Origin of the sequence: Algoriphagus sp. NBT04N3 (assembly GCF_019443765.1) — a bacterium.
GTDB lineage: Bacteria > Bacteroidota > Bacteroidia > Cytophagales > Cyclobacteriaceae > Algoriphagus > Algoriphagus ornithinivorans.
The window spans coordinates 2,738,948-2,762,113 of the sequence record NZ_CP048415.1 but is presented as its reverse complement, the minus strand read 5'-3'; the positions used below and the strand labels follow the sequence as shown (position 1 = coordinate 2,762,113).

The window sequence follows — 23,166 nt, the reverse complement described above, 5'->3', positions numbered from 1 at the left end:
TATGAGTGCCGAGCAAATCGCCAAGAAGCTGTGGGAGCTGTGTAATGTCCTGAGGGATGATGGGGTGACCTATCACCAGTACCTGAATGAGCTGACCTATATCCTGTTTTTGAGATTATCCGAAATCAAAAAGTTTGATCAGGATATTCCAGAGCAATACCGCTGGACCAAGCTCAAAGAAATCAAAGACAACAAAGAACTCTTTGATACCTACCGGGATTTGCTGGCCAATCTGGGCACCATGTCCACGAATGAGTCCATTACGGAGATCTACACCAATGCTTCTACCACGCTTCGCAAGCCGGTCAATCTGCGAACACTGATCACCAATATCGACCAGATTGATTGGTTTGAAGACGAGGAGCAGGATAAAATAGCCAGTATCTATGAGGAACTCTTGGAGAAAAATGCCGGGGAGAAGAAAAGCGGCGCTGGCCAATATTTCACTCCCCGACCGCTAATTAATGTGATGGTCGAGCTGCTGGCTCCCAAAGTAGGAGAGCGATGGAATGATCCGGCTGCGGGAACCTTTGGCTTTATGATCGCAGCGGACGAATATCTCAGGCGAAAGACGACAGATTATTTTGCCCTAGACAGTAAAGAAAGAGCTTTCCAGGTGAATGAGGCTTTTTCCGGTTGCGAACTGGTACAGGATGCCCATAGATTGGCCTTGATGAATGCTAAGCTCCATGGCTTGGAAAGTAGAATTGCAATAGGAGATACCCTGACCGATTTGGGAAAGAGTTTCAAGAATTTCGATGGAGTATTGGCCAATCCACCCTTTGGCACCAAACAGGGCGGAGAGCGACCCACTCGGGATGATTTTACCATCAAGACATCCAATAAGCAGCTCAACTTCCTGATGCATATCTATCGATCCTTGCGAAAGGATACAGGGACAGCTAGAGCAGCTGTGGTGCTGCCCGATAATGTGCTTTTCGAAGATGGTGACGGACAAAAAATCCGTCGGGACTTGATGGATAAATGCGATCTGCATACCATCCTACGACTTCCTACGGGGATCTTCTATGCAGCAGGGGTCAAGACCAATGTGCTTTTCTTTACCAGAGGGAAAAAGGAAACTGAGAATACCAAGCGCGTATGGTTTTACGATATGCGAACCAATGCCCCAAGCTATGGGAAGCGAACGCCTTTTACTCGGGAAGCCTTTGCCGACTTTGTCAAGGCCTATACCGGAGGCATAGCACTCGATCAGGTAAAAGAGGAGTATGAAGGAGAAATCAATGATGAAAAGCGAAAAGCCATCCAAGACCCAAGATGGCAGGTCTTTACCCGTGAGCAGATCGCGGCCAAAAATGATTCTCTGGATATAGGATTGATTGAAGATGAAAGCATTTCCAAAAATGCAGACTTGGGAGATCCCATCGATATTGCCAAAGAAGCCGCGAGAGAATTGGATGCGATTAAAAAAGAGTTGGATCAGATAATCGGATTGTTGGGATGAGTGAGGAAAAATCTAAAAGATCCTGGAGTTTAGTCCCACTAAATAAATTGGCGACAATCAAAAGTGGAGGAACACCGTCAAGAGGGAACTCTTCTTATTGGGGTGGCAAAATTCCTTGGGTCAAAATTTCGGATATAAAATCGTTAAATGTTCTAGAAACCGATGAGTATATCACTGACCTTGGCCTAAAAAACTCTTCCGCGAGGATATTTCCCAAAGGCACCATACTCTTCACAATTTTTGCTTCGATAGGAAAAGTTGCGGTTTTAGGAATTGATGCCGCTACCAATCAAGCAATAGCTGGAATAACACCAACTGGCGAAATTGACAGGGGATTTTTAACTTATTCTCTATTAAACCTTTCCAATAAAATACAAGAATCAGGAAAAGGCGTTGCACAAAACAACATTAACCTTACCATTTTAAAAGAAACATTAATATCACTTCCTCCCCTCCACGAACAACAGCGGATTGTAGCCCGCTTGGATGCGATTTTTGGGCATTTGGATGTGTTGAGGGAGAAGCTGGATCGGATTCCGGAATTACTCATAAACTTCCGTCAGCAGGTGCTTACCCAAGCGGTAACGGGGGACTTGACGAGAGAGTGGAGAGAGGGGAAGGATTTAGGGGAGTGGGAGGAAACGACTTTTGGTGAAGTAATGGAGGCAACTCCAAAAAATGGAGCCTACTTTCCAAAAGACCTATATGGTGCAGGAATCCGAATAATCAGAATCGATGCATTCTATGATGGATTTTTAACAGATTGGACAAAACTTCAAAGGGTTAATATTTCCAAAAAGGATTTGGAACAATACAATATCCAAGTTGGAGATATCCTAGTAAATAGGGTAAACAGTATGGAATACCTGGGCAAATGCATGTTAGTTGACAAACTTCCTGAACCATGCATTTATGAAAGCAATATGATGAGGGTGAGGCTCCAAAGAGAAAAAATTACTTCTGAATATACGAGAGTCTTTCTTACCAGTCCAATTGGTCTAAAAGAATTACGAAAAAATGCGAAACAGGCCGTGAATCAAGCAAGCATTAATCAAAAGGATGTTATGCAGGTCCAAATTTCTATTCCAAACCAAAAAGAACAACAAGAAATTGTCTCAAGAGTCGATGCCCTCTTTGGTTTCGCCGACAAAATCGAATCCCAGTACCAAAGCCTAAAAGCCAAGATAGATCAAATGCCTCAGGCGATTTTGGCAAAGGCATTTCGTGGGGAGTTAGTCGGCCAGGAAGTGAAGGAGTATGTGAGGGAGGTTGAGGAATTGGGGATGGTGGCGGAGGAGTTAAAAACTTACGAAAAGAATTAGAATTTTTATAAAAGGTTTGATTAAATTAACCTATTGCTTAATTTTGACGTGAAAAGAAAAGCGGAACTAATCAAAATCTCCCAAGATGGCAAAAAGGCTTTCTACCTGGACGCTGAAAATTCAGGTGAGATAATGGCTTTTTTGAAATCAGATCCAGCGAATTTGAAGAAGTTCCAGACTACTATGGAGTTGATATTGAATCATAGAGCTCCCAGAGATTTGTATGATAAAGAAAATTTTGAAAAAGGATGTGAGCAGGTTACTGCCATTAAATTGTTTAAAGGGAAGAAAAATCCCAGAATCTATTGCCAGCAATTTACAGATGGCGATACGGAGCGTTTTGTAATTATTGGGATAGAACTTCTAGAAAAGAAGAAATCCCAGAAATTAACAGCAACGGAAAAAAGCATTATTAGAAGAGTGTCAAAATACGAATACGATCTTAACCCAAAACCATGACGAACTCAATTAAAAACGAATGGGATGCACTCATGAAGGAGATGTCCTATGAAGATCAGGTTACTTCCAAGGCTGATTTATTTGCTTTGCAGTTCCTCGGTCTAGTCGACCAGAAAATGGAGTCCCTTAAAATGAATAAAAAGGAATTGGCTGAAAAAATCGGGACCTCTGCTTCATTTATTACTCAGTTATTCCGTGGAGATCGCAAGCCTAATTGGAATATTCTGGCGAAGATGTCTTTGGAATTGGATTTGAATTTCAAAGTGTTCACAGAGGAGCTTTTGCAAGAAAAAGTTCAGGAGGAATTATTGGCTTACCATCAAAGATGGTCCAAAACACAAGAATATTTAAAATTAAAAGAACAAGTCACCAATCCTCAACTCGTCATGGCAGTCAGCCAAGCTGGAGAGGATGAATACGCTATGGCAGGATGAAAGCAAAATTTTCTCCCTTACAATTATTGGATTTCAAGCTTTTGGAGTCCCATTATGAATTTATAGTTCCGGAAGAGGATGAGGTGAATGTTTCGGATCTTTTTCAATCTTATCCGGTAGATATTGATTTTGGGATAGGCAAAACAGAGGTAGAAGGTGAAATCCAGCTATTTACCAAAATAGAGGTGAATTTTGCCAAGAAGAAGCCTTTGCCTGGATATAAGCTGATGGTCGAGGGCGGAGGAACTTTTCGAATCCAAGATCCCGAAAAAGTGGATGAGAACCTAAGAAATAATCTAAGTCAGTTCTCCACTTTGAACATGATGATCAATAACCTCAGAAACATCATCTATCAGATCACCAACCTTGGTCCGATGGGAGGGTATTTATTGCCTCCTATTGATATAAGTCAATTATTGAGGGATAAGGCTGGGGAATTGGAGAAAGAAGGTAAGTAATTTTCAAACCTTTAGTGTGCATGGGGAAAAGGAAAAAAGCAATTCAAGAATGGAGAGAATATAGATTGTCAATTCTCGAACAGAAGGCTAAAAGTGATGATGACTTTGAAAAATACATTACGTTCATATCCTCAGGAGCCCTTATTATCACACTTACTTTTGTGGAGAAAATCAGTCCTCTCGATCAATCTACCAATAAATGGATTCTAATAGCAGGTTGGGGATTTCTGGCTTCAACCCTACTGATCAACCTACTTTCCCACTATTTATCAAGTCGATTCAATGAGATGACTATTCAGAATTTGGACGAGGGGATGGTATATGAAAAACTCACTTGTAAAATAAAAGAGAGGAACAAGGTGATTTCAGTACTGAACATCATCTCAATTATTTCACTTGGAATTGGCATAGCAAGCATCTTAGTATTTGCAGCTATAAACGCATATAATCATGGCTAAAGAACACCGTCCACAACCAATTATCAAACCAGCCAATCCTGACAAAGGCAGCAAAGGCAGAACAATCCCTACTCCTCCGGCTAAACCTGCACCTCCGAAAAAGTAGCTAAACGGGTTCTTTCATTTGGCAATTATACTCCCCCCACTTCTTCACAGGCAATCTACTTCCAGCTTTTAGCACTCGCTGAATAAAATCGTCGCAGTCTGAATCGGTGAGTTGGCCAATTTTGACTGCTTGGCAGAGAAAATCGATGGTGGTGAGGTAGGTGATTTGGTGGACCTTGCAGAGTATCAGGCCCGATTTAAGTATTCTTTTCGAATGATTTCGGATCAATAATAGGAAGTACTGCTTGATGGAGGAATGTCCCTCTGAAAAAAGAGAACATCAGCCCTCGCATGGACGAGATCGTTACAGAATTCAGCGTCACCACAAAATCTTCAGGAAGATTTAGCTTATTGGTTTGCGGGTCGAAATAGTCATTAAGCTTTTCGACAAAGAAAATGCAGCTCCCTCGCAATTCACCAAATAAAGTTTCCTTGGACTCATTCCTGATTCCCACTTTACAGATTACAATCACCAGGTTATTTTCCAGATTTATCCGATGCTCAATTGCTAAATCGAATTGAAATTTTGGATTGGGAGGCAAAGGAGTTGTTGGAGCATTCAGACAAGAATCTAAAATTTCCATCCCCCTTATTTGAAAACCGATATTTTCTGCGTTCTGGACAGGCATATGCTTTAAGCTTGAAATTGAACCGTTTTGCTTTGCTCACTGACAAAGGTGGCCGTCAAAATTTCGTTGAAATAACTATTCTTCTCAGGCTTGTCAACCTCTTGGCTGATGTGCAGATGATATTCTACCACCACAGGATTCTTAACCTCCCGGTGAATCAGCTGAATGGATAAAGCCTTCTCTAATTCAACCAAAGTGTCGATCGTAAAATTATGAGTGCCTGATAGCCACTTGGTGATGATGGATGGATTATCCTTTCCCACAGCTTGAAGTAAATCCTTTTTTTTCCATTTTTTTACTTCCATTGCTTGCGCGATTTTAGCTGCAAGTTCCATTTTGGCATCTGTTTTGGCCTGGTTCAATGGGTCAATCTCGCTCAGAAGAGAGGCAAGTAGTGTATTTTTCCGTTCTTTCATAATTTAATTTCTACTCTTCAAAGATCAAATCACCTTCAAAATCCAGAAAATCTCTGGAGAATCTTATATCCTTTTCCCTAAGGGCTTTCATAATTTGTTGGGCTATTCCCCTCAGGCGATAATTCTCATCTTCTAATTTTTCGTCTTCCTGAAAGGCTCGTATCGACTTTGATTTGGGTCCTCCACCTCCAAGGATGATTAACTCATGCCCAAATCTGATACAGTATAAACGGAGATTGCTTCCCGGTTGATCATACAAGGCACAAATTCCATCTCCTGGCTTTCCTTCATTTAACTTGAAAAATCCTTCTCGTGCTCCAGTTTTGTTGGCAATGGTCCTTAATCTTGAAAGGATATCAAATATTTCATTTTTAAATGTATTTGAATTTTCACTTAGAAACCGCTCAAAAAGAGACTCATCTTCACCATCAAGTAGAATGCTGTAAATGGAAGCCTTTTTTCCGCTTAATTCTTCAATTTTAACTAGTTCGAATTGCATTTAAATGAAGAGGTTCAAAATTACATTATTTTACTTTAAAGTAAAATTTTAGCAGGAAAATGATTAGTACCTACTTAATGTGGTTAGGCTTTCGATCTTTTATCAAAAAAATCTATGAGCCAAACTGCACCTGAATGATTCAGTATGATTTTGCCATTCTTTTTCGTTCCTATCGATTCCCAAGACAGGTAAATTTAAGCCTAATGTTTTAGAAATATATTATGAAAAATTGAACTTCAAAACTTCATTCAGTTGACGTTTTTATTATTTCTTATAAATTTGTCAACCAAAGTAAATTAATAGATACACCAACTTGTAAATAGTTTGAAAAGTTTTTCTACTCGCCTCAAATCAGCCCGCCTGATGAATGGACTTTCTCTTCAGGGCTTGGCTGATAAAATTGATAATCGGATCACCAAGCAGTCCCTGAGCAAATACGAGTTGGGACAGGTTATTCCGGACAGTGAGATGATCGGAATTCTATCCGAAGCCCTGGGAGTACGACCGGATTACTTTTTCTCTGAACAGCAGCTAGAATTTGGTAACATTGAATTTCCAAAGCTGGAAAGCTATCCCGCCAAGGAGCGAAATCGAATCGTGGAGATTGCCAAGGACGAATTGGGGAGGTATCTGGAACTTGAGCAAATTCTGGGTATTGAGACTCGATTTGACAATCCGCTTAGCGGTATTCCCATTCAGTCTTTTGAAGATATTGATAAGGCAGCGCTAAAGCTCCGAGAGGCCTGGGGTTTGGGCACTGGACCGCTCTCGAACGTAATCGAACTTTTAGAAGATCATCATGTGAAGGTTTTGGAGATAGAGTCCACCGAGGAATTTGATGGCTTTTGTACTTGGGTGAATGGAAAAAATATTCCTTTAATAGTCCTTAATAAGACAAAGCTTAATGATGCTCCTGACCGAAAGCGATTTACCGCTTTGCACGAGTTGGCGCATCTGATTTTGGAGGTGAATCATCTTCCTGAAACCCAAAAGGAGAAGTTCTGCCATGCCTTTGCCACCGCGATGCTGATTCCCGAAGAACTGCTTCGAGTCGAGTTGGGAGGCAAGCGTAGCAAGCTTTCTTTCCATGAATTGGCCGCCATCAAGCAGCAGTATGGGATTTCCATGCAGGCCTTGGTTTATCGGGCAAAGAATCTAGGCTTGATCTCTGACAACTACTTCAGACAGTTTTATGCAATGTTTAATCAATTGGGCTATCGGAAAAACGAGCCGGTTGCTTATGAAGGGGCAGAGTATTCTAATCGCTTTTCCCAATTGCTTTTCAGGGCTTTGGCAGAGGATTTTATTTCCATGAGCAAAGCAGCGGCGCTGAAGAATCAGAAACTGGCGGAATTCAGAAAGGAAAACATGGTGATTTGATGCGAGTAGCAGTTACGGATGCCTGTATTTTCATCGACCTGATCGAGCTGGATATGATCACTTCGTTTTTCCAACTCGATCTTGAATTACACACCACTGTGGCCGTAATCAATGAACTCTATCCAGAACAAAAGCAAATTCTAGACGCCTACGAATCTATTGGCAAACTGCATATACACAATCTCCATGAGGATGACTTTCTGGAAATGGGAAAGATTGCTTTTCCCCGAGGGCTTTCACAAGAGGACCGTTCCGTTCTATATTTAGCCCAAAAACTCGGAGTAGCCATGGTCATTAGCAGCGATAAGCTAGTGCGAGACTTTGCAGGGAAACTCAACCTGCCATACCACGGGATTTTTTGGATTTGGGACCAATTGGTTTCAGGTGAATTAATTTCAAAACCCAAAGCACTGGATATTTTAAATAAGATGCCAAAAATCAACTTGCTGTATCAAGTAGCTGCAATGAAAAAGGAGATTGAGCGTAGAATTAACTATTTGAAAGATTAAAAAGGGCTTAAGCAAAAAAAAGCCTTGCATTTCTGAAAGGCTTTCGCTCCCCCTCTTGGGCTTCTCGATATCAATCGCTCCGCTCTTTCATCGGGACAGCCTGCCAGTCGCAGACCATAGCCGTCAGTTTAGCAAGCTAAAACCTTGTGGGTGAGTTTATTTATGAACAAAGCGTAGATCCCCATTGGGATCTTTCTTCCTTTTGCTCATATTTGTATAATGTTTTTTTAGTTTAAAAAGGCGGTTGGAATCACGGTCTACCGCCTTTTTTCTTCTTCTAATATACGGATTTTTGAGGGTTAAAAGATAGAAAATCAATGGTTTATACAGAAAAAAGACCAGATTTTAAAAGAAAAATTTCTCCTAAATTTCAACCCCAAATCCATCAATTCATTCGCCAAAGAAACCGGCTATTCGATCAGGAAATCGAAGCTCGATGGTTTCGGTTTCCTGTTGAGCCTCATGTTTTCTTATCAACGGGGGAAAGATTTCAGTCTCCTAGATATGGCTTCCTTTCTATTTCAGGAATTCGGGATTAACATCACCAAGCAGTCGCTTCATGAGTAGGTTTACTTCACCCGCTGTCGACTTTCTAAAAAGTGTCTTGACTGTCTTTTGACTCAAAAGATCAGCTATAGTGGCGAAAAGCAGGCACTCAAAACTCATTTCAACCGGATTCGGATTAAGGATTCCACCAAATTTGCCCTCCCAGATTCTTTTTCTGCAAAGTACAAAGGGTACGGAGGGGCGCTTCATCACTCTTCTTCGATGATCAGTGTCCAATATGAATATGATTTTCTCAGTGGGCAGAGTCTTGATCTCAGGCTTACTTCGGGGTGATGAATGATCAGTCTGACTCAGCCGATTTTACCCATGATATTCAGGAAAATGATCTTTTTCTCAGAGACATGGGCTATTGTACCCTGGGATTTCTTTCCAAGATTCACTCAGCCAAAGCCTACTTTATCAATCGGTTGACACCACAGGTTAATATTTATTCAGAACGGGACTCAAAAGATCCAGTGGAGATCAACTCCTACCTCAAGAAGCTCAAAAAAAATAAGTTGGAATATCTGGAAATGTCTGTTTTTCTGGGGAAAAAAGAAAGAGTTCCTGTTCGGATTGTGGTTTCGCTTGCCGATGAGACTACCTACGAGAAAAGACTCCGAAAAACCTCAAAACAGGCAAAATCTACGGGAAACAAGGTTTCGGACAAATTTAAGGCAAGGGCAAGGTTAAATATCATGATTACCAATGTTCCCGCTGAGATGCTGAAAGGAAAAGACATCAGGAAAGTATATTCCTTACGTTGGCAAATCGAGCTGATCTTCAAAACCTGGAAATCGCTGGTCACCATTGACGAGTTTAATACCAAAAAAATCCATCGGTTTGAATGCCAACTTTATGGAAAGTTGATCTGGATTATTCTTAATCTAAATATTTTCAATTGGTTACAAAATCAGGTATTACAAAAGAACAAGGTGTTATGCAGTGTTTGGAAATACTTCAGGCTGATCCAAAACATATCAAATCATCTAATCAATGCTTTGAAAAACCATAAAGAGTTGATATCCTTACTTGATCAACTCAAAGAATTTGCTCCTAAAATTTTATACCTAGAAAAGAAAAAAGGAAAACTAGCCTTAAATGAGATACTTAAAACCTTAACCTGACGGCTATGGCCAGTCGCAGACAGGGCTTCTCGCCCAGAAATGTATAAATGCAAAAAGCCGATAAAAATATCGGCTTTTCTAATTTAGCTCCCCCTCTTGGGCTCGAACCAAGGACCCCATGATTAACAGTCATGTGCTCTAACCAACTGAGCTAAGGAGGAATTTTTTCTGGTTGCGCCATCCCTTTCGGTTAACGTGTTGCAAATGTAGAGGCATCTTTGATTTTTTCCAAACCTAGAAATAAAAAATCTTTGATTTTTTAAGCCTATTGCCCTTTCTGATTCTTTCTCAGGGACTTATTTTTTTACTATTTCCTGTGTTGCTTTCCATTCCTATTAATGATAACAGGATTTGACAGAATTTTATCACTTTGAATCATCCAAATGCCATTTTCTTTTATTGGGGAGATGAGAAGGAATACTGAGACTACTGATTTACCCTAAACAAAAATAAAGAGTACGAGGAATTCGAATCGAAATTTGATAAATTGATATGGATATCCGTTTTCTTGCCAGTATTGATAAAAATATGGCTTATTGTATGCCAAAAGGATCAGAATCCGGTGACAATGCCTGAAAAAAGTTGACACATTTTGTTGGGACGATAAACCAAATAAGATGACAAAAAGATTTCAACTTAAAGCTCAGCGGATTTTCAGTGAGGATTTGCGTAGGCAGATTGTAGGTCAGATAGAACGGAAAGAGTTAACAGTTCTCCAGGCTGTTCGTGAGTACGGAATAGGCGGAAAACAGACTGTATATACTTGGCTTTACAAATATTCGACTACCTTGAAGAAGGGGACAAGAATGGTTATGGAAAAAGACAGTCAGGACAACAGGGTTCAGGTATTAAAAGGTAGGATCAAGGAGCTGGAAGCTGCTTTGGGACGTAAATCATTGGAGGCAGATCTGTACCGGATCATAGTAGAGCAGGCATCAGATGAATTTCGTGTGGATTTAAAAAAAAGTTTTGGCGACCCAGCATCAAAGTCTCAGAAAAAATGATCCATCCGTATTCTTTTGAGATCAGCTCAGCCTGTAAGATATTGGGTTACAGCCGTCAGTCCTATTATAAAGTTGCCGCTGGTAAGCCAGAAATTGAAGATGAGGTCATTCGGCTGGCAGAATTGAACCTGCGTAAAGTCCGTAAAACTTGTCCCAGCCAAGGCTGCCGGAGTATGTATGAAGAGTTTGGTGATCAATTGCCCATAGGAAGGGACAAAAGTATAGCGTTATTTATGGAGTTGGGTTACCGTGTCAAATATCCCAAACGTTATGGGAGAGCCACACAAACAGCTCACCGGGAGATTTCTAACCTGCTGGTTCAGAAAGATGTGAATGGAGTAAATCAAGTCTGGCAGGCAGATATGGCCCATTATCTATACGGAGACACTAAGCTTTACACGATCTATATCACCGATGTGTACAACCAAGAAATCGTAGGCTATGGAGCTTATGATTCCAATCATGCACTTAATTATAGAGCAGTGATGCGAAAAGCAATCAGCAGAGCCGTGGGCAATGGAGTAAAACTCAAAGGGATGATTCATCATAGCGATGGAGGCAAGCAGTATGAGAGCGAGGTATACAAGAAGTTGTGTAATCGACACGGAATTCTTCAAAGTATGTGCATGTACTCTTACGAGAACCCCTATGCAGAGAAAACAAACGATCTGATAAATAGTGGATACTTGAATTACTGGAAGCCAAAGAAACTTGAAGAATTGAGAAAATGTCAGAAAAAAGCAGTCGCTGACCACAACAAGAAAAGAAGAAAGAAAGTACTCAATGGACTTTCTCCCCTCCAATATAAATCAATGTTGCAAACTCAACCTTCAATGGCATATACCTTGAAATTGAAGCCCAGAAATCCTGAACAACCAAGAAAAAGAGTACCTCAAAATATAAACAAATTAACAGTTCACAAGACGGAATTGTGACAACCAAAATCAGGCAAGGTCACGGAAACTTCGGTCTTCTGTCATCGGTCTTCCAACCAGTCAAGCGAAGAAAATAAGGCAACTGGCATGATTGCGGATAATCAGATAATTTGATCTCAACCTGAAAAAAAACATCGCCATGCCTACTTATAATCTGACCATCAATGGGGAACAAAAATCGGTTGAAGCCCTGGAGGATATGCCCTTGCTTTGGGTAATTCGCGATTTGCTGGACCTGAAAGGAACCAAATTTGGCTGCGGTCAAGCGCTTTGCGGAGCCTGTACCGTTCACCTGGATGGCACTGCTATTCGCTCCTGCTCTTTGCCTATTTCTGAAGTAGGAAATGCCCAAATCACTACCATCGAAGGACTTTCAGAAAATGGAGATCATCCTTTGCAACAAGCCTGGGTTGAGCATATCGTACCCCAATGTGGCTATTGCCAAACCGGTCAGATCATGAATGCAGCTTCTCTGCTTCAATCGAATCCCAATCCTTCCGAAGAAGAAATCGAACAAAGTATGGCCGGAAATTTATGCCGCTGTGGAACCTACAATCGTATCAAAACAGCCATTCAGACTGCCGCCAAGAACTTATAATCATCCCTCCAAAACTCTACTCAGATGTTCCCCAAACTTCCTTTTCTCAAAAAGAACCCAAAAGACCAAAGTCAGGTTTTTATCCCCTCCAGAAGAGATTTTTTAAAACTCAGCACCCTAGCTACCGGTGGTTTTGTATTGGGTGTGAATTTCCAGTGTTCTGGTCCCAAGGGTGAGTCACTCACTTTTGCTCCCAATGCCTATATCTCCATCAGCTCAGATAATCAAGTCACTTTGGTGGCTCATAGATCTGAAATGGGAACTGGTATCCGAACTTCCCTTCCTCAGATTATGGCAGATGAATTGGGAGCTGACTGGTCAAGGATAAAGATTATCCAAGCAGAAGGAGACGAAGAAAAATATGGAAACCAAAATACGGATGGATCCTTTTCGGTTCGGATGTTTTACGAACCCATGCGTAAAGCCGGTGCTACAGCCAGAACCATGCTTATAGCTGCTGCATCCAACAAATGGGGAGTTGATCCAAAAGAATGTGATACTCAAAAGGGGAAAGTCTTTCACAGCGGGAGCGGAAAGGAAATTCCATTTGGGGATTTGGTAGAAAGCCTTCAGAATGCAAGTCTACCAGCCCCAGAATCCATTGAACTCCGGGAGTTTTCCAGTTACCAATTGATTGGAAAGGATGTGCCTATTTATGATCTAAAAGATATTACACGAGGCAAGGCCGTTTTCGGAGCGGATGTGAATCTGCCGGATATGAAAATCGCGGTAGTGCTCAGAGGCCCGGTCATTGGAGCAAAAGTAGTATCATTTTCGGATGGGAAAGCCTTGGCTGTACCGGGAGTAGAACAAGTAGTGAAGATTTCCGGTCCCAGTTTTCCCCCTGGTCTGGACAAGGCCTTGGAAGGTGTCGCTGTCATCGCCAGCAATACCTGGTCTGCTATCAAAGGTAGAGAGGCCTTGGAAGTAAGCTGGGATTTGGGTGAAAATCAAAATTACAATTCTGAGGCCCAGTTGGCGGAAATGGTAAAGAGCACCAGTCAAAATGGGAAAGTTAGAAGAGAAAGAGGGAATTTTGCTCAGGCAAAAAGTTCGGCAGCCAAAGTCATCGAGCGAACTTACGAAGCGCCCTTTTATGCTCATGCCACCCTTGAGCCTCCGGCGGCAATTGCCCATGTGAAATCTGACGGTTCCTGTGAAGTATGGTCACCATCACAGCATCCCCAGTGGGCGAGGGATGCTGTAGCTACGGCTCTGGATATAGATGCTTCCTTGGTAAAAGTAAATGTAACCCTTCTTGGAGGTGGTTTTGGACGTAAATCTAAGCCTGACTATGTGGTCGAAGCGGCTTTGCTCTCAAAGGCGGCCCAGGCACCCGTTCGGGTACAGTGGACTAGAGAAGATGATCTTCATTTTGATTTTTACCATTCCCACAGTGCTCAGCGGATTATCGCTTCCTTGGATTCTTCGAATGCCTTAACAGGGTGGAATCATCATACTGTTTTCCCTGCCATTGGTTCTACCGGTAGTAAGGATGAGTTGCATCCTTCAGATGGGGAGATGGGCCTAGGTTGTGTAGATTTTCCCTTTGATGTGCCAAATATTCGAATTGAATCTCATGAATCTACCGGGCATGTTCGGGTGGGTTGGCTTCGCTCTGTAAGTAATATCCATCATGCCTTTGCCATGCATTGTATGCTGGATGAATTGGCTGAAGCTAGAGGACTGGATCCGATTGAGCATGCTTTGTCTCTTTTGGGAGAAGACAGAGAGATTACTTTTCAAAGTGAAATGGTGGGAGGAGAATACGGGAATTATGGAGAGCCAATCGATGCTTATCCATGGAATACCGGAAGGATGAAAGCTGTGATCCGAGAAGTAGCAGAAAAATCTAACTGGAAGCAATCCATGGCAAATGGCAAAATCATGGGTTTTGCAGCGCATAAAAGCTTTTTGACCTATGTGGCCTGTGTGGTTAGCCTCGAAAAAGACAACTCGGGAAACCTTCGAGTAGAGGATGTCTATTACGCTGTGGATTGCGGTATTGCAGTAAATACCGATCGAGTTAGATCCCAATTTGAAGGAGGGTCACAGTTTGCCCATAGTTTGGCGACTACTTCTGCCATTACCTTTGAAAATGGAGTTGCGCAGCAGCATAATTTTGACACTTATAAAATTATCCGCATGCCGGAAGCTCCGCGAAACATCCACGTGCATATCATGGAAAGTATGGAGAAACCTACAGGGGTAGGAGAGCCGCCAGTTCCACCTTACATTCCTGCACTGGCCAATGCCATGTATCAAGCCAGTGGAAAGAGAATTTATAAATTACCTTTCCAGATTTAGGAGCGACGTAGGTTTGGGTGTGAATTATAGGATCATTGGTCCTTGGTGCTGAATTTTCGAGTGAGAGTTTTGATAAATTTGGTATTTCTAAATCGTAAGGCTGACCAGTCTTCATTGATGGCGATTTGCCTCACACCTTCGAAATCATACTTTCCTAATATTCCCCAGCCTGAATCTCTGTTGATTTTCACCTGGTATCTCTTGCTACTTCCTTTGGGATAGGCCATCCAAAGCAATTCGTCCTCTTGGGCTAATTTTTCCATTTCTGGAAAAACCCGCTCTATCTCTTCCTGACTTTTGACAAAAGCCAATAAAAATGCTGCTTTCTCATTTGCAGAAGCTAAATAGCCAGCAGCCATCCATTCCTGCTCTAACTTCTCAAGTTCTGAAGGAAGATTCCAAATCTTGATTTTCATCCCATCCTTCCAATTCATTTTCTTTAAAAGGGGATCCATCTTGACTTTTGACTTTGTTTCCTAACTAAAATACTGAATTCCCTGCTTTTTCCTGCCTTTTTGGCTAATTTCGATCTTTCTTATGGGTACACGCATTACTATTTTCTTTCTTTTTTTATTGGGATTAAGCCATAGCCTTTTCGCTCAGGAAATTCCTGTTTCTGAACGCTATTTTAGCATGGGTATTCCCGTAGACACATTAAAAAATCCCCGTTTGGAAGAAGTCAGCGGGATTGCATTTTCTCATATTCACCCTAATCTCATTTATGCTCATACCGATAGCGGGGGAGAGGCGGCAGTTTATATGTTGGATTCCCTAGGCAAAGAGATTGGAAAAATCATATTGAAAGGTCTCAAAAATAGGGACTGGGAAGATATTGCTGTTGGATTGGGGCCTGATGGAAAATCCTATATCTACATAGCTGAAATAGGAGATAATTTAGCTAGATATTCTTCTGTGTATGTTCATAGAATTCCAGAACCTAGAGTCATCCAATCTTTGATTGAGGAAAAGGCTGTCTCAGTAGAACTCAACTATCCTGGAGGAGCTAGGGATGCGGAAACCTTGATGCTCGATCCCTTGGATAAAAGACTGTATATAGTTTCCAAAAGGGATAAGAAGAACAATCTGTACAGTTTTTCCTGGGATCAATTTGGGAATAAGGAGGAAATTAAGTTAGACAAGCATCTGGAATTTCCTTTTTCATCCTCTGTGGCAGGAGATATTTCAAAAGATGGCTGTCAAATTTTGATTAAAAATTACTTTGCTGTCTATTATTGGATCAGAAAAGAAGGGGAGTCTTTAACTGAAACGCTGGCTAGAACTCCCATCAGTTTACCCTATGTTCCCGAGCCTCAAGGAGAGGCAATCGCATTTTCATCTTCCATGAAAAGCTACTTTACCATCAGTGAAAAGAGATTCAATATTCTCCCGGTTCTTTATCGATACCCTTCAAAAAAATAAGCCATGCAAACCACTTCTACAATTTTGATGGTGCGTCCCGCCAACTTTGGTTTCAATCCGGAGACAGCTGAGAATAATTTCTATCAACAGCAAGATGGGCGAAGTTCTGAAGAAATCAAGGCCTTGGCTCAACAGGAGTTTGACAGCTTTGTTGCCTTATTGAAAGACCAGGGAATGAAGGTATTGGTCATAGAGGATACAGAAAAGCCAATTAAAACAGATGCTGTATTTCCCAACAACTGGTTTAGTACACATCCTGATGGGAAATTGATTCTCTATCCCATGTATTCTCCAAACCGCCGATTGGAGCGGAGGAAAGATTTGATAGAGCAATTGATGGGATTGGGATTTAAAGTGGATGAAATTATTGATTTAAGCTTTTTTGAGCAGGATGGACAGTTTTTGGAGGGAACGGGCAGCATGGTAATGGACCATGATTCAAAAATGATTTATGCCTGTTATTCTGAACGAACCCATAGAGTACCTTTAGATTATTTGGCGAAAATACTGGGCTATCAAGTGATTGCTTTTAAAGCTCAGCAGGAAATTGACGGAAAGATGAGCAGCCCTATTTATCATACCAATGTAATGATGCATATTGGCTCTGATTTGGCTGTGGTTTGTTTGGAAAGTATAGTCAAAGCTGCCGATAGAAGAAAAGTACAGGAGACTTTGACATCAGCAGGTAAAAAAGTGATTCCCATTACGGCCAAGCAGAAATTTAATTTTGCTGGAAATATGCTGGAAGTGGGAAATGATGGGGGAGAGAAGTTTACAGTTATGTCCCAAACGGCCTATGATTCTTTAAACGTGGGGCAAATTCAGCTAATTGAGAAATATACTACGATTATCAGTCCTCAGATTCCTACCATAGAAAAACTGGGTGGAGGAAGCGCTAGGTGTATGATTGCGGAGATTTTTTTACCAAAAAGTTAGAAAGAAGTGGTTTGGAGATGAGGAATTTTTTTTAACCACAGAGAGCAAGGAGGATAATAGGGGAATTTAAGATTTTTGATTTACGAAGGGCAGAGAAACTTTAAATGTTTTTCAGTCACTGAATCTTTTTTATTTCCCGCAGATTTCCACAGAAAAAGTCACAGATCTGCACAGATTTCCCAGAACAAATCAGATCAACTTCTTTGCGTCTTCCACTCTTTGCGGGAGGCAATTAAAACACAGAGAGCACGGAGGATACACGGAGAACCACGGAGTTTTAATGAAGAGTCTAATCGTTTTTGTCAGGCTGAGTGCCTACCTGACGGCGGGTTAGGTAGTCGAAAGTATTGTCAGCCTGAGTCTTAAATATTCTTCGAACATACAAAAAAAGGGATGACAGGATAATCCAAAATGGATTTGTCTGTTGTTATTTCACAATTGAAATCCTTTCCTTTTAGAAGAACTTAATTAGTGAGGGCGCGGTGGGCTGACGCAGCAGCGGGCCAGCGTCCGGCCAAGTGCGGTTGGAGCTTTGCTGCGTCTTGAATTTTTGGTTCTTTTGCTTCAAGGCAAAAGAACAAAGAGAAAAAAGAAAATGCTTAAAAGAAGTAGAAGGATTTAAAGTTAGCTGAAGCATGCTTTCCATAACAAAGAATTAAATTCCGAAATAAGTAAAATTTCAGAATTTAATTTAATCTGTCATTGGTAGCGGAGTCGAAGCCCTTTTCGCAAATCACTCCAAAACCGTCTTTGCCTCTTCCACTCTTTGCGGGAGATGAAAACTACATAGCCACAGTAGTAAACATAGATCTGGTTATTATGATGCCACTGGAATAAGAGTCCAATAACCAATAACTATTTACTAGTCTTAGGCTTAAAGCAACTTTTTGCCTTAAAGCAGGCAGAGACAACATAGCTTTATAAATACTTGGCCGCTTGAATCCTTTGCGGGAGAATTAAAATCTGCGCCGCTGCGTCGCTGCGAGCTTTTGTGAAGCTACCTAGATTAAGAGGCGAATCCTTTCAGATTTCTGACTTCAGCTTTTACACTTTTAAATCCCCGTGTAATTAAACGGCGTAATTTTCTTCAATTCCGCTTTTAATTCATCAGCAATAGGCAAGCCATCCACAAAATCCGCTATGGAAGATTGGGTGATTTTAGTATTGGTTCGGGTAAGATCTTTCAGTGCCTCATAAGGTTTTGGGAAGCCTTCTCTTCGAAGAATCGTTTGGATCGCTTCCGCAACTACTGCCCAGTTTTCTTCCAAATCAGCATCAATGGCAGCTCTATTCAGTTCCAATTTACCCAATCCCTTTTTCAAAGACTCCAAAGAAATTAGCATATGTGCCAATGGAACTCCGATTACCCTAAGTACCGTGCTATCTGTCAAATCACGCTGCAACCTGGAAATAGGAAGTTTGGCAGCTAAATGCTCCAGCAAAGCATTGGCAATTCCTAAATTACCCTCTGCGTTTTCAAAATCTATTGGATTGACCTTGTGTGGCATTGCAGAAGATCCTACTTCTCCAGCTTTGATTTTCTGCTTGAAATAATTCATGGCCACATATTGCCACACGTCTTTGGAAAGGTCCAGCAATACGGTATTGATTCTTTTTAAGCCATCAAATACAGCAGCCAAATTATCGTAATGCTCGATTTGAGTGGTAGGATAACTTCTTTCTAAGCCTAAATACTTGGATACGAAGTTGAATGCAAAGTCATTCCAAGCCAGTTCAGGATAGGCTACATGATGCGCATTCATATTTCCGGTTGCCCCACCAAATTTGGCAGAAAATGGAACCTGCTTTAATAGCTCCAATTGCTTTTCAACTCTGACAACAAATACCTCAATTTCCTTCCCCAAACGAGTAGGGGAAGCTGGCTGTCCATGGGTTTTGGCCAACATTGAAACATCCTTCCAGTCAGATACATAGCTCTTCAGCTTGGATAGAACCTTTTCCAATTCAGGATAAATCACCTGCTCCAATCCCTCTTTCAGCATCAATGGAGTTGCTGTATTGTTAATATCCTGAGAGGTGAGTCCAAAATGGATAAACTCCTTATATGCCTCTAGCCCCAAAGCATCAAATTTCTCTTTCAGAAAGTACTCTACAGCCTTCACATCATGGTTGGTCACCTTTTCAGTGTCCTTAATGCTTTGAGCATCTTTCTCTGAAAATTCAGTAACAATAGCCCGTAACTTGCTGAAAAATCCGTGATCAAATTCTTTCAACTGAGGTAGGGGTAATTCGCAAAGTGCGATGAAATATTCTACCTCTACATGCACTCGATATTTGATCAGGGCAAATTCTGAAAAATAAGCTCTCAAGGAAGCCGTTTTTCCAGCATATCTTCCATCTACTGAACTGACAGCGGTCAGGGCATTCAATTCCATGTCTGTTGGTTTTGGGGTTGTTCCAAAATTTTGAAGGCGCAATTTAGCTCATTACCTTCAAAATAGCCCTTCCTAATTTATAATTATCGAATTTCTCCAAACTTACTTTCACGATTTGGAGTTTTCTTAGTGAATTTCTCAGGGATTAGGACAATTATGATTCCTGAGCGTTTAATTTTGCACCCGAATACAAAGAATCCCCATCTCGAATGTTCAATTTATTTAAGAAGAAAAAAGAGGAAGTTAAAAAAACCAATTATCTCCCTCTGAAGGTACGTGAAGTTGTCAAGGAAACTCCCGATACAGTGAGTATTTATTTTGAGCAGCCAGAACCATTTCTGGATTACAAGCCGGGTCAGTTTTTGACTTTGGTCATGGACTTTGATGGAAAAGAGCAAAGAAGATCTTACAGTCTTTGCACCTCCCCATTTGTGGACCCCTTTCCAGGAATTTCTGTTAAAAGGGTCGATGGAGGACTTTTCTCCAATTATCTGAATGAAAAAGTAAACCCCGGTAAAACTATCAATGTGCTAAAGCCATTGGGGAATTTCACCACCGACTTTCATTCCAAAAATCAGAGACATTTTATCATGGTGGCTGGAGGCAGTGGGATCACGCCAATCATGGGTATTCTCAAATCTGTCTTAGTTAATGAGCCGAACTCCATCATCACGCTGATATATTGTAGCCGAAGTGAGGAGCAGATAATTTTCAAAAGACAATTGGACCTTTTGGAAAAAGCCAATCCGGATCGATTGAAAGTCATTCATAATCTGAGTCAACCTTCAGAAGAGTGGAAAGGTCCAAAAGGTAGATTGAACCCTGATTCTTTCAAGGAGTTTGTTTCCCAAGCGGAATACGAGCAGAGATATGAGGAGATTTATTTCCTTTGTGGGCCTGACGGAATCATGGATACGGCGGAGAATGTCTTGGAAGAACTTGGTATTCCTGAAGAGAGAATTCATAGAGAGAGCTTTTTCTCAGCGGCAGCACAACAGGCACATGATAATGCCATGGCTGGAATCAACTCCGGAATTCTCACCCGAGATGTGAAAATCATGTTGGAAGGGGAGGAGTTTGATGTGACCGTTAATCCTGAACAAACTGTCCTTGAAGCCGGACTGGAGCAGGGCTTGAATATGCCTTATTCTTGTCAGAGTGGCTTATGTACGGCTTGTAGAGGTAGACTTTTGAGTGGAAAGGTGAAGATGGATGAGGATGCAGGCTTGAGCGAGAAGGAAATAGCGGCTGGATATGTACTTTGCTGTGTGTCCCGACCACTGACTGATGATATCAAAATCACCATTGAATAAGCTAGCCTCTTGAACTACAATCAGCTTAAAAAAGACTATAAAGGCCTGGAAATATTGGTATTGATCCTGATGGTGATCAGCTTGCCATTATTTGGCTTTGTGTATTTGTATTATAATTCAGGTAATTTGAATTTTGACCTGCCTGAGCTTCCAGACTTTGTCAATGGCTTGCTGATTGGATTGGCTATAGGTTTACTGATTGGTCAATATGTCATATTTCATAGAAAACTGAAATTATCCTTTGAATATGAGGAGCTGTTTGATAAAGTTCAGATTTATATTCAGGCAACTAGGCAGCGATTTTATTTTTTGTTTTTGATTTCTATCCTCAGCACTATCGGCTTGCTATTCTATGAAAATGCGACTTATGTGGTGATTTTTGCTTTGACTTTGATTTTTTATTCCTTAGCCAAACCTACACCGGATAGAATAAAACGGCTTCTTAAACTGAATAAAGAGCAGGCTGAAATTGTGAGGCAGGCATCCAGGCCGGAGTAGGGGGGAAGTTAGAAATTTGAAGTGAGATGGCTGAAAATTGTCAATTCGAGCGAAACGATCTCATAATCTCTCGCGGAGCCGCAGTGGCGCGGCGGTATAAATCTCCCGCAAAGGATGGAAGAGGCAAAGAAAAGTTTGCAGTGGTAGTAGGCAGTAGGCAGTAGGCAGTCCCGTCACTGCGAACCCGTCACCTTTTTTTATCATGAAGATTAACTTTGAGTTTTTAGGTAATCCCAAATAAAGGGAAAGCTTTGGATCGGGTGAAGCAGTCTCATGATCTCTCGCGGAGCCGCAGCGGTATAAATCTCCCGCAAAGAATGAAAGAGGCAAAGAAAAGTAGGCAGTGGCAGTAGGCAGTCCCGTCACTGCGAACCCGTCACCTTTTTTTATCATGAAGATTAACTTTTAGTTTTTAGGTAATCCCAAATAAAGGGAAAGCTTTGGATCTGGTGAAGCAGTCTCATGATCTCTCGCGAGGAACGAAGCGGTCTCACAAAGGCTGAAATTTAAAGTGAGAAGTCTGAAAAGTTTACAAGAAGCAATGCCGTAACTCCGGACCTACCTTAATTGGATTAGATGTTGAGCTCCAAAGGAGCGACAGATATTTTAGCCGTGGGTTTTAACCCACGGATTAAAATCGAAATTTTGAACAGCGCTGGCCCTAAAGCCAATTTTGAAGAAGATGTTTTTTGCCAGCAAGACGGAGAAGGGATATTTTTCAATTTGGTGAGGCCTATCTCCCGATGTTTATTTAGTCTCAAAGTTTATAGTTCGTGACAAAGGCTTCGACTCTCTAACTAGCCGTCAGCCAGGCGATCAGCCAGACAAAAGCTATAGGTCTTCTCATTAAAACTCCGTGGTTCTCCATGTAATTTTCAGTGCCCTATGTGGTTAAATTAATCATGGCGAAATTTTACCCAATCATTAAAAGTGAACCTCAGAGCATAAAAAAAGGACTGAATCTCAGTCCTCTTTATGATTAAAAATCCTATAAACATCAATTCTCAATGGTAATATTCCCGGAGCTAATCTGACCTTTGATAGTCGAGGAGGCTCCGTTATTGATTTCCAAAGTCTTTCCCTTACTGCTTTTTCCCACCTTTAAATTCCCTGAAGAGGCCTTCAATTCATAATTGTATGCATTCAGATTTGATGGTGTCTGTACTCTAAAATTACCGGAAGTGCCCGAAAAAGAGGTATTCGGTCCGAGCCCTGCATTCTCCGCACGGATATTTCCTGAGGTAAACTTCAAAGCTCCTAACTGACCTACATTGGATAGTTTGGCGTTTCCTGATGTAAGACTTACGCTTAATTCTCCTTCCACATTATTTGCGTCTAATGAACCGCTGGTGGACTTGTATTGCAAATCTCCTTTTACATTGAAAATATCTGCATTTCCGGAAGTCATACCGGCCAATACATTGCCATTCACCCCATCAACCCTGATATTTCCTGATGTAGCATTGACCATTAGATCTCCTCTGATTTGATTTGCCTGAATTTTGCCTGAGCTTACTTTGAGGCTAGTTTCATCAGAGCTTACGCGACTTACCTGCAAATCCCCGGAACTGTTTCGGATTGATAATTTGATGGATTCAGGCCCTGACATCTTGATCCAGCCTTTGGATTTGCTATTCCATGAATTCATCTGGGAAGATCTTTTGTAGGAAATCTTCAAAACATCACCAATTGTCACGAATACGATGTCTTGATTTTCATTTTCTGATTCTAGATAAGCTTCTACATCTACGGATGAAGAGCTTCCTCCATCATAGCTGACATCCAGCCAGCCTCCTTCTACTTCAATGGATCGGATCCCAGGGTAGGATTTCTGGGTGTCTACCAACACTTTCTGAGCAAAAGCATAGCTCTGCACCAATAAGAGTGCAAACAATAGATAAAGTCGGGTTAAGCTTTTCATGAGTTGAAGTTTTTAAGTTTTAATAAAGGATT

The 23,166-nt window shown here is 41.3% G+C and carries 23 protein-coding genes and 1 tRNA gene; 17 read left to right on the top strand and 7 right to left on the bottom strand.

What is annotated here, in order from left to right; all coding sequences use genetic code 11:
- The first annotated feature begins 1 nt into the window (after window position 1).
- Genes GYM62_RS11915 through GYM62_RS11890 form a run of 6 tightly spaced genes read left to right on the top strand, consistent with a single transcriptional unit; the run spans window position 2 to window position 4,596 of the window.
- On the top strand, window positions 2-1,465 hold the full coding sequence (locus GYM62_RS11915; protein WP_219956562.1) for an N-6 DNA methylase: 1,464 nt from the start codon (window positions 2-4) through the stop codon (window positions 1,463-1,465).
- Window positions 1,462-2,787 carry a restriction endonuclease subunit S gene (locus tag GYM62_RS11910; RefSeq protein ID WP_219956561.1) on the top strand — a complete coding sequence of 442 codons (1,326 nt, stop codon included), beginning with the start codon at window positions 1,462-1,464 and terminating at the stop codon, window positions 2,785-2,787. Before GYM62_RS11915 ends, GYM62_RS11910 begins: the two co-directional genes overlap by 4 nt.
- A gap of 48 nt (window positions 2,788-2,835) precedes the next feature.
- Window positions 2,836-3,246 carry a hypothetical protein gene (locus GYM62_RS11905; RefSeq protein ID WP_255590363.1) on the top strand — a complete coding sequence of 137 codons (411 nt, stop codon included), beginning with the start codon at window positions 2,836-2,838 and terminating at the stop codon, window positions 3,244-3,246.
- On the top strand, window positions 3,243-3,680 hold the full coding sequence (locus tag GYM62_RS11900; RefSeq protein ID WP_219956559.1) for a helix-turn-helix domain-containing protein: 438 nt from the start codon (window positions 3,243-3,245) through the stop codon (window positions 3,678-3,680). The genes GYM62_RS11905 and GYM62_RS11900 overlap by 4 nt, the downstream gene beginning before the upstream one ends.
- Window positions 3,677-4,138 (top strand): preprotein translocase subunit SecB, encoded by a 462-nt coding sequence (locus GYM62_RS11895; protein WP_219956558.1) that lies wholly within the window; start codon window positions 3,677-3,679, stop codon window positions 4,136-4,138. The genes GYM62_RS11900 and GYM62_RS11895 overlap by 4 nt, the downstream gene beginning before the upstream one ends.
- 20 nt (window positions 4,139-4,158) lie before the next feature.
- Window positions 4,159-4,596, top strand: coding sequence for a hypothetical protein (locus GYM62_RS11890; protein ID WP_219956557.1), 438 nt, complete (start codon window positions 4,159-4,161; stop codon window positions 4,594-4,596).
- A gap of 302 nt (window positions 4,597-4,898) precedes the next feature.
- On the opposite strand, the gene GYM62_RS11885 is transcribed toward GYM62_RS11890, so the two are convergent.
- The 3 genes from GYM62_RS11885 to GYM62_RS11875 are packed head-to-tail and all read right to left on the bottom strand — an operon-like array spanning window position 4,899 to window position 6,245.
- Complete coding sequence (locus tag GYM62_RS11885; protein ID WP_219956556.1) at window positions 4,899-5,285, bottom strand: hypothetical protein; 387 nt, start codon at window positions 5,283-5,285, stop codon at window positions 4,899-4,901.
- A gap of 50 nt (window positions 5,286-5,335) precedes the next feature.
- Window positions 5,336-5,746, bottom strand: a complete 411-nt coding sequence (locus GYM62_RS11880) for a hypothetical protein (RefSeq protein ID WP_219956555.1) — start codon at window positions 5,744-5,746, stop codon at window positions 5,336-5,338.
- Window positions 5,747-5,756: 10 nt separating this feature from the next.
- On the bottom strand, window positions 5,757-6,245 hold the full coding sequence (locus GYM62_RS11875) for a hypothetical protein (RefSeq protein ID WP_219956554.1): 489 nt from the start codon (window positions 6,243-6,245) through the stop codon (window positions 5,757-5,759).
- Between the two features lie 324 nt (window positions 6,246-6,569).
- Between GYM62_RS11875 and GYM62_RS11870 the strand changes: the two genes are divergently transcribed.
- From GYM62_RS11870 to GYM62_RS11860, 3 genes are all read left to right on the top strand, one after another.
- The gene (locus GYM62_RS11870; RefSeq protein ID WP_219956553.1) at window positions 6,570-7,625 is read left to right on the top strand and encodes an ImmA/IrrE family metallo-endopeptidase; all 1,056 of its coding nucleotides are present in this window, start codon (window positions 6,570-6,572) and stop codon (window positions 7,623-7,625) included.
- Window positions 7,625-8,134 (top strand): hypothetical protein, encoded by a 510-nt coding sequence (locus GYM62_RS11865; RefSeq protein ID WP_219956552.1) that lies wholly within the window; start codon window positions 7,625-7,627, stop codon window positions 8,132-8,134. Before GYM62_RS11870 ends, GYM62_RS11865 begins: the two co-directional genes overlap by 1 nt.
- Window positions 8,135-8,973: 839 nt before the next feature.
- Window positions 8,974-9,807: an IS4 family transposase gene (locus GYM62_RS11860; protein WP_219956551.1), complete on the top strand. Its 834-nt coding sequence runs from the start codon at window positions 8,974-8,976 to the stop codon at window positions 9,805-9,807.
- An 87-nt stretch (window positions 9,808-9,894) separates the two neighbouring features.
- Here the strand turns inward: GYM62_RS11860 and GYM62_RS11855 are convergent.
- Window positions 9,895-9,968, bottom strand: a tRNA-Asn gene (locus tag GYM62_RS11855).
- 456 nt (window positions 9,969-10,424) lie between these two features.
- Here GYM62_RS11855 and GYM62_RS11850 point away from each other — a divergent pair.
- The 4 genes from GYM62_RS11850 to GYM62_RS11835 all read left to right on the top strand — a co-directional run bounded on the left by GYM62_RS11850 (window position 10,425) and on the right by GYM62_RS11835 (window position 14,651).
- Window positions 10,425-10,811 (top strand): hypothetical protein, encoded by a 387-nt coding sequence (locus GYM62_RS11850; protein ID WP_219956550.1) that lies wholly within the window; start codon window positions 10,425-10,427, stop codon window positions 10,809-10,811.
- Window positions 10,808-11,746 (top strand): DDE-type integrase/transposase/recombinase, encoded by a 939-nt coding sequence (locus GYM62_RS11845; protein ID WP_219956549.1) that lies wholly within the window; start codon window positions 10,808-10,810, stop codon window positions 11,744-11,746. The genes GYM62_RS11850 and GYM62_RS11845 overlap by 4 nt, the downstream gene beginning before the upstream one ends.
- A 139-nt stretch (window positions 11,747-11,885) precedes the next feature.
- Window positions 11,886-12,344, top strand: a complete 459-nt coding sequence (locus tag GYM62_RS11840; protein WP_219956548.1) for a (2Fe-2S)-binding protein — start codon at window positions 11,886-11,888, stop codon at window positions 12,342-12,344.
- 24 nt (window positions 12,345-12,368) lie between these two features.
- Window positions 12,369-14,651 carry a xanthine dehydrogenase family protein molybdopterin-binding subunit gene (locus tag GYM62_RS11835; protein WP_219956547.1) on the top strand — a complete coding sequence of 761 codons (2,283 nt, stop codon included), beginning with the start codon at window positions 12,369-12,371 and terminating at the stop codon, window positions 14,649-14,651.
- Between the two features lie 32 nt (window positions 14,652-14,683).
- Here GYM62_RS11835 and GYM62_RS11830 read toward each other — a convergent pair whose 3' ends face one another.
- Window positions 14,684-15,106 carry a hypothetical protein gene (locus GYM62_RS11830; RefSeq protein ID WP_219956546.1) on the bottom strand — a complete coding sequence of 141 codons (423 nt, stop codon included), beginning with the start codon at window positions 15,104-15,106 and terminating at the stop codon, window positions 14,684-14,686.
- Between the two features lie 82 nt (window positions 15,107-15,188).
- On the opposite strand from GYM62_RS11830, the gene GYM62_RS11825 reads away from it, so the two are divergent.
- Together GYM62_RS11825 and ctlX are read left to right on the top strand one after the other, a co-directional pair.
- Complete coding sequence (locus GYM62_RS11825) at window positions 15,189-16,070, top strand: hypothetical protein (protein ID WP_219956545.1); 882 nt, start codon at window positions 15,189-15,191, stop codon at window positions 16,068-16,070.
- Window positions 16,071-16,073: 3 nt separating this feature from the next.
- Entirely contained in the window at window positions 16,074-17,006 is a 933-nt protein-coding gene (ctlX, locus tag GYM62_RS11820) for a citrulline utilization hydrolase CtlX (protein WP_255590362.1), read from the top strand.
- Between the two features lie 1,052 nt (window positions 17,007-18,058).
- Here the strand turns inward: ctlX and purB are convergent.
- Window positions 18,059-19,402: an adenylosuccinate lyase gene (gene purB, locus GYM62_RS11815; RefSeq protein WP_219956544.1), complete on the bottom strand. Its 1,344-nt coding sequence runs from the start codon at window positions 19,400-19,402 to the stop codon at window positions 18,059-18,061.
- A gap of 209 nt (window positions 19,403-19,611) precedes the next feature.
- On the opposite strand from purB, the gene GYM62_RS11810 reads away from it, so the two are divergent.
- Together GYM62_RS11810 and GYM62_RS11805 are read left to right on the top strand one after the other, a co-directional pair.
- Window positions 19,612-20,715, top strand: coding sequence for a ferredoxin--NADP reductase (locus GYM62_RS11810; protein WP_219956543.1), 1,104 nt, complete (start codon window positions 19,612-19,614; stop codon window positions 20,713-20,715).
- A 9-nt stretch (window positions 20,716-20,724) separates the two neighbouring features.
- Complete coding sequence (locus tag GYM62_RS11805; RefSeq protein WP_219956542.1) at window positions 20,725-21,213, top strand: hypothetical protein; 489 nt, start codon at window positions 20,725-20,727, stop codon at window positions 21,211-21,213.
- A gap of 997 nt (window positions 21,214-22,210) precedes the next feature.
- On the opposite strand, the gene GYM62_RS11800 is transcribed toward GYM62_RS11805, so the two are convergent.
- Window positions 22,211-23,134 carry a DUF4097 family beta strand repeat-containing protein gene (locus GYM62_RS11800; protein WP_219956541.1) on the bottom strand — a complete coding sequence of 308 codons (924 nt, stop codon included), beginning with the start codon at window positions 23,132-23,134 and terminating at the stop codon, window positions 22,211-22,213.
- Window positions 23,135-23,166 lie beyond the last annotated feature (32 nt).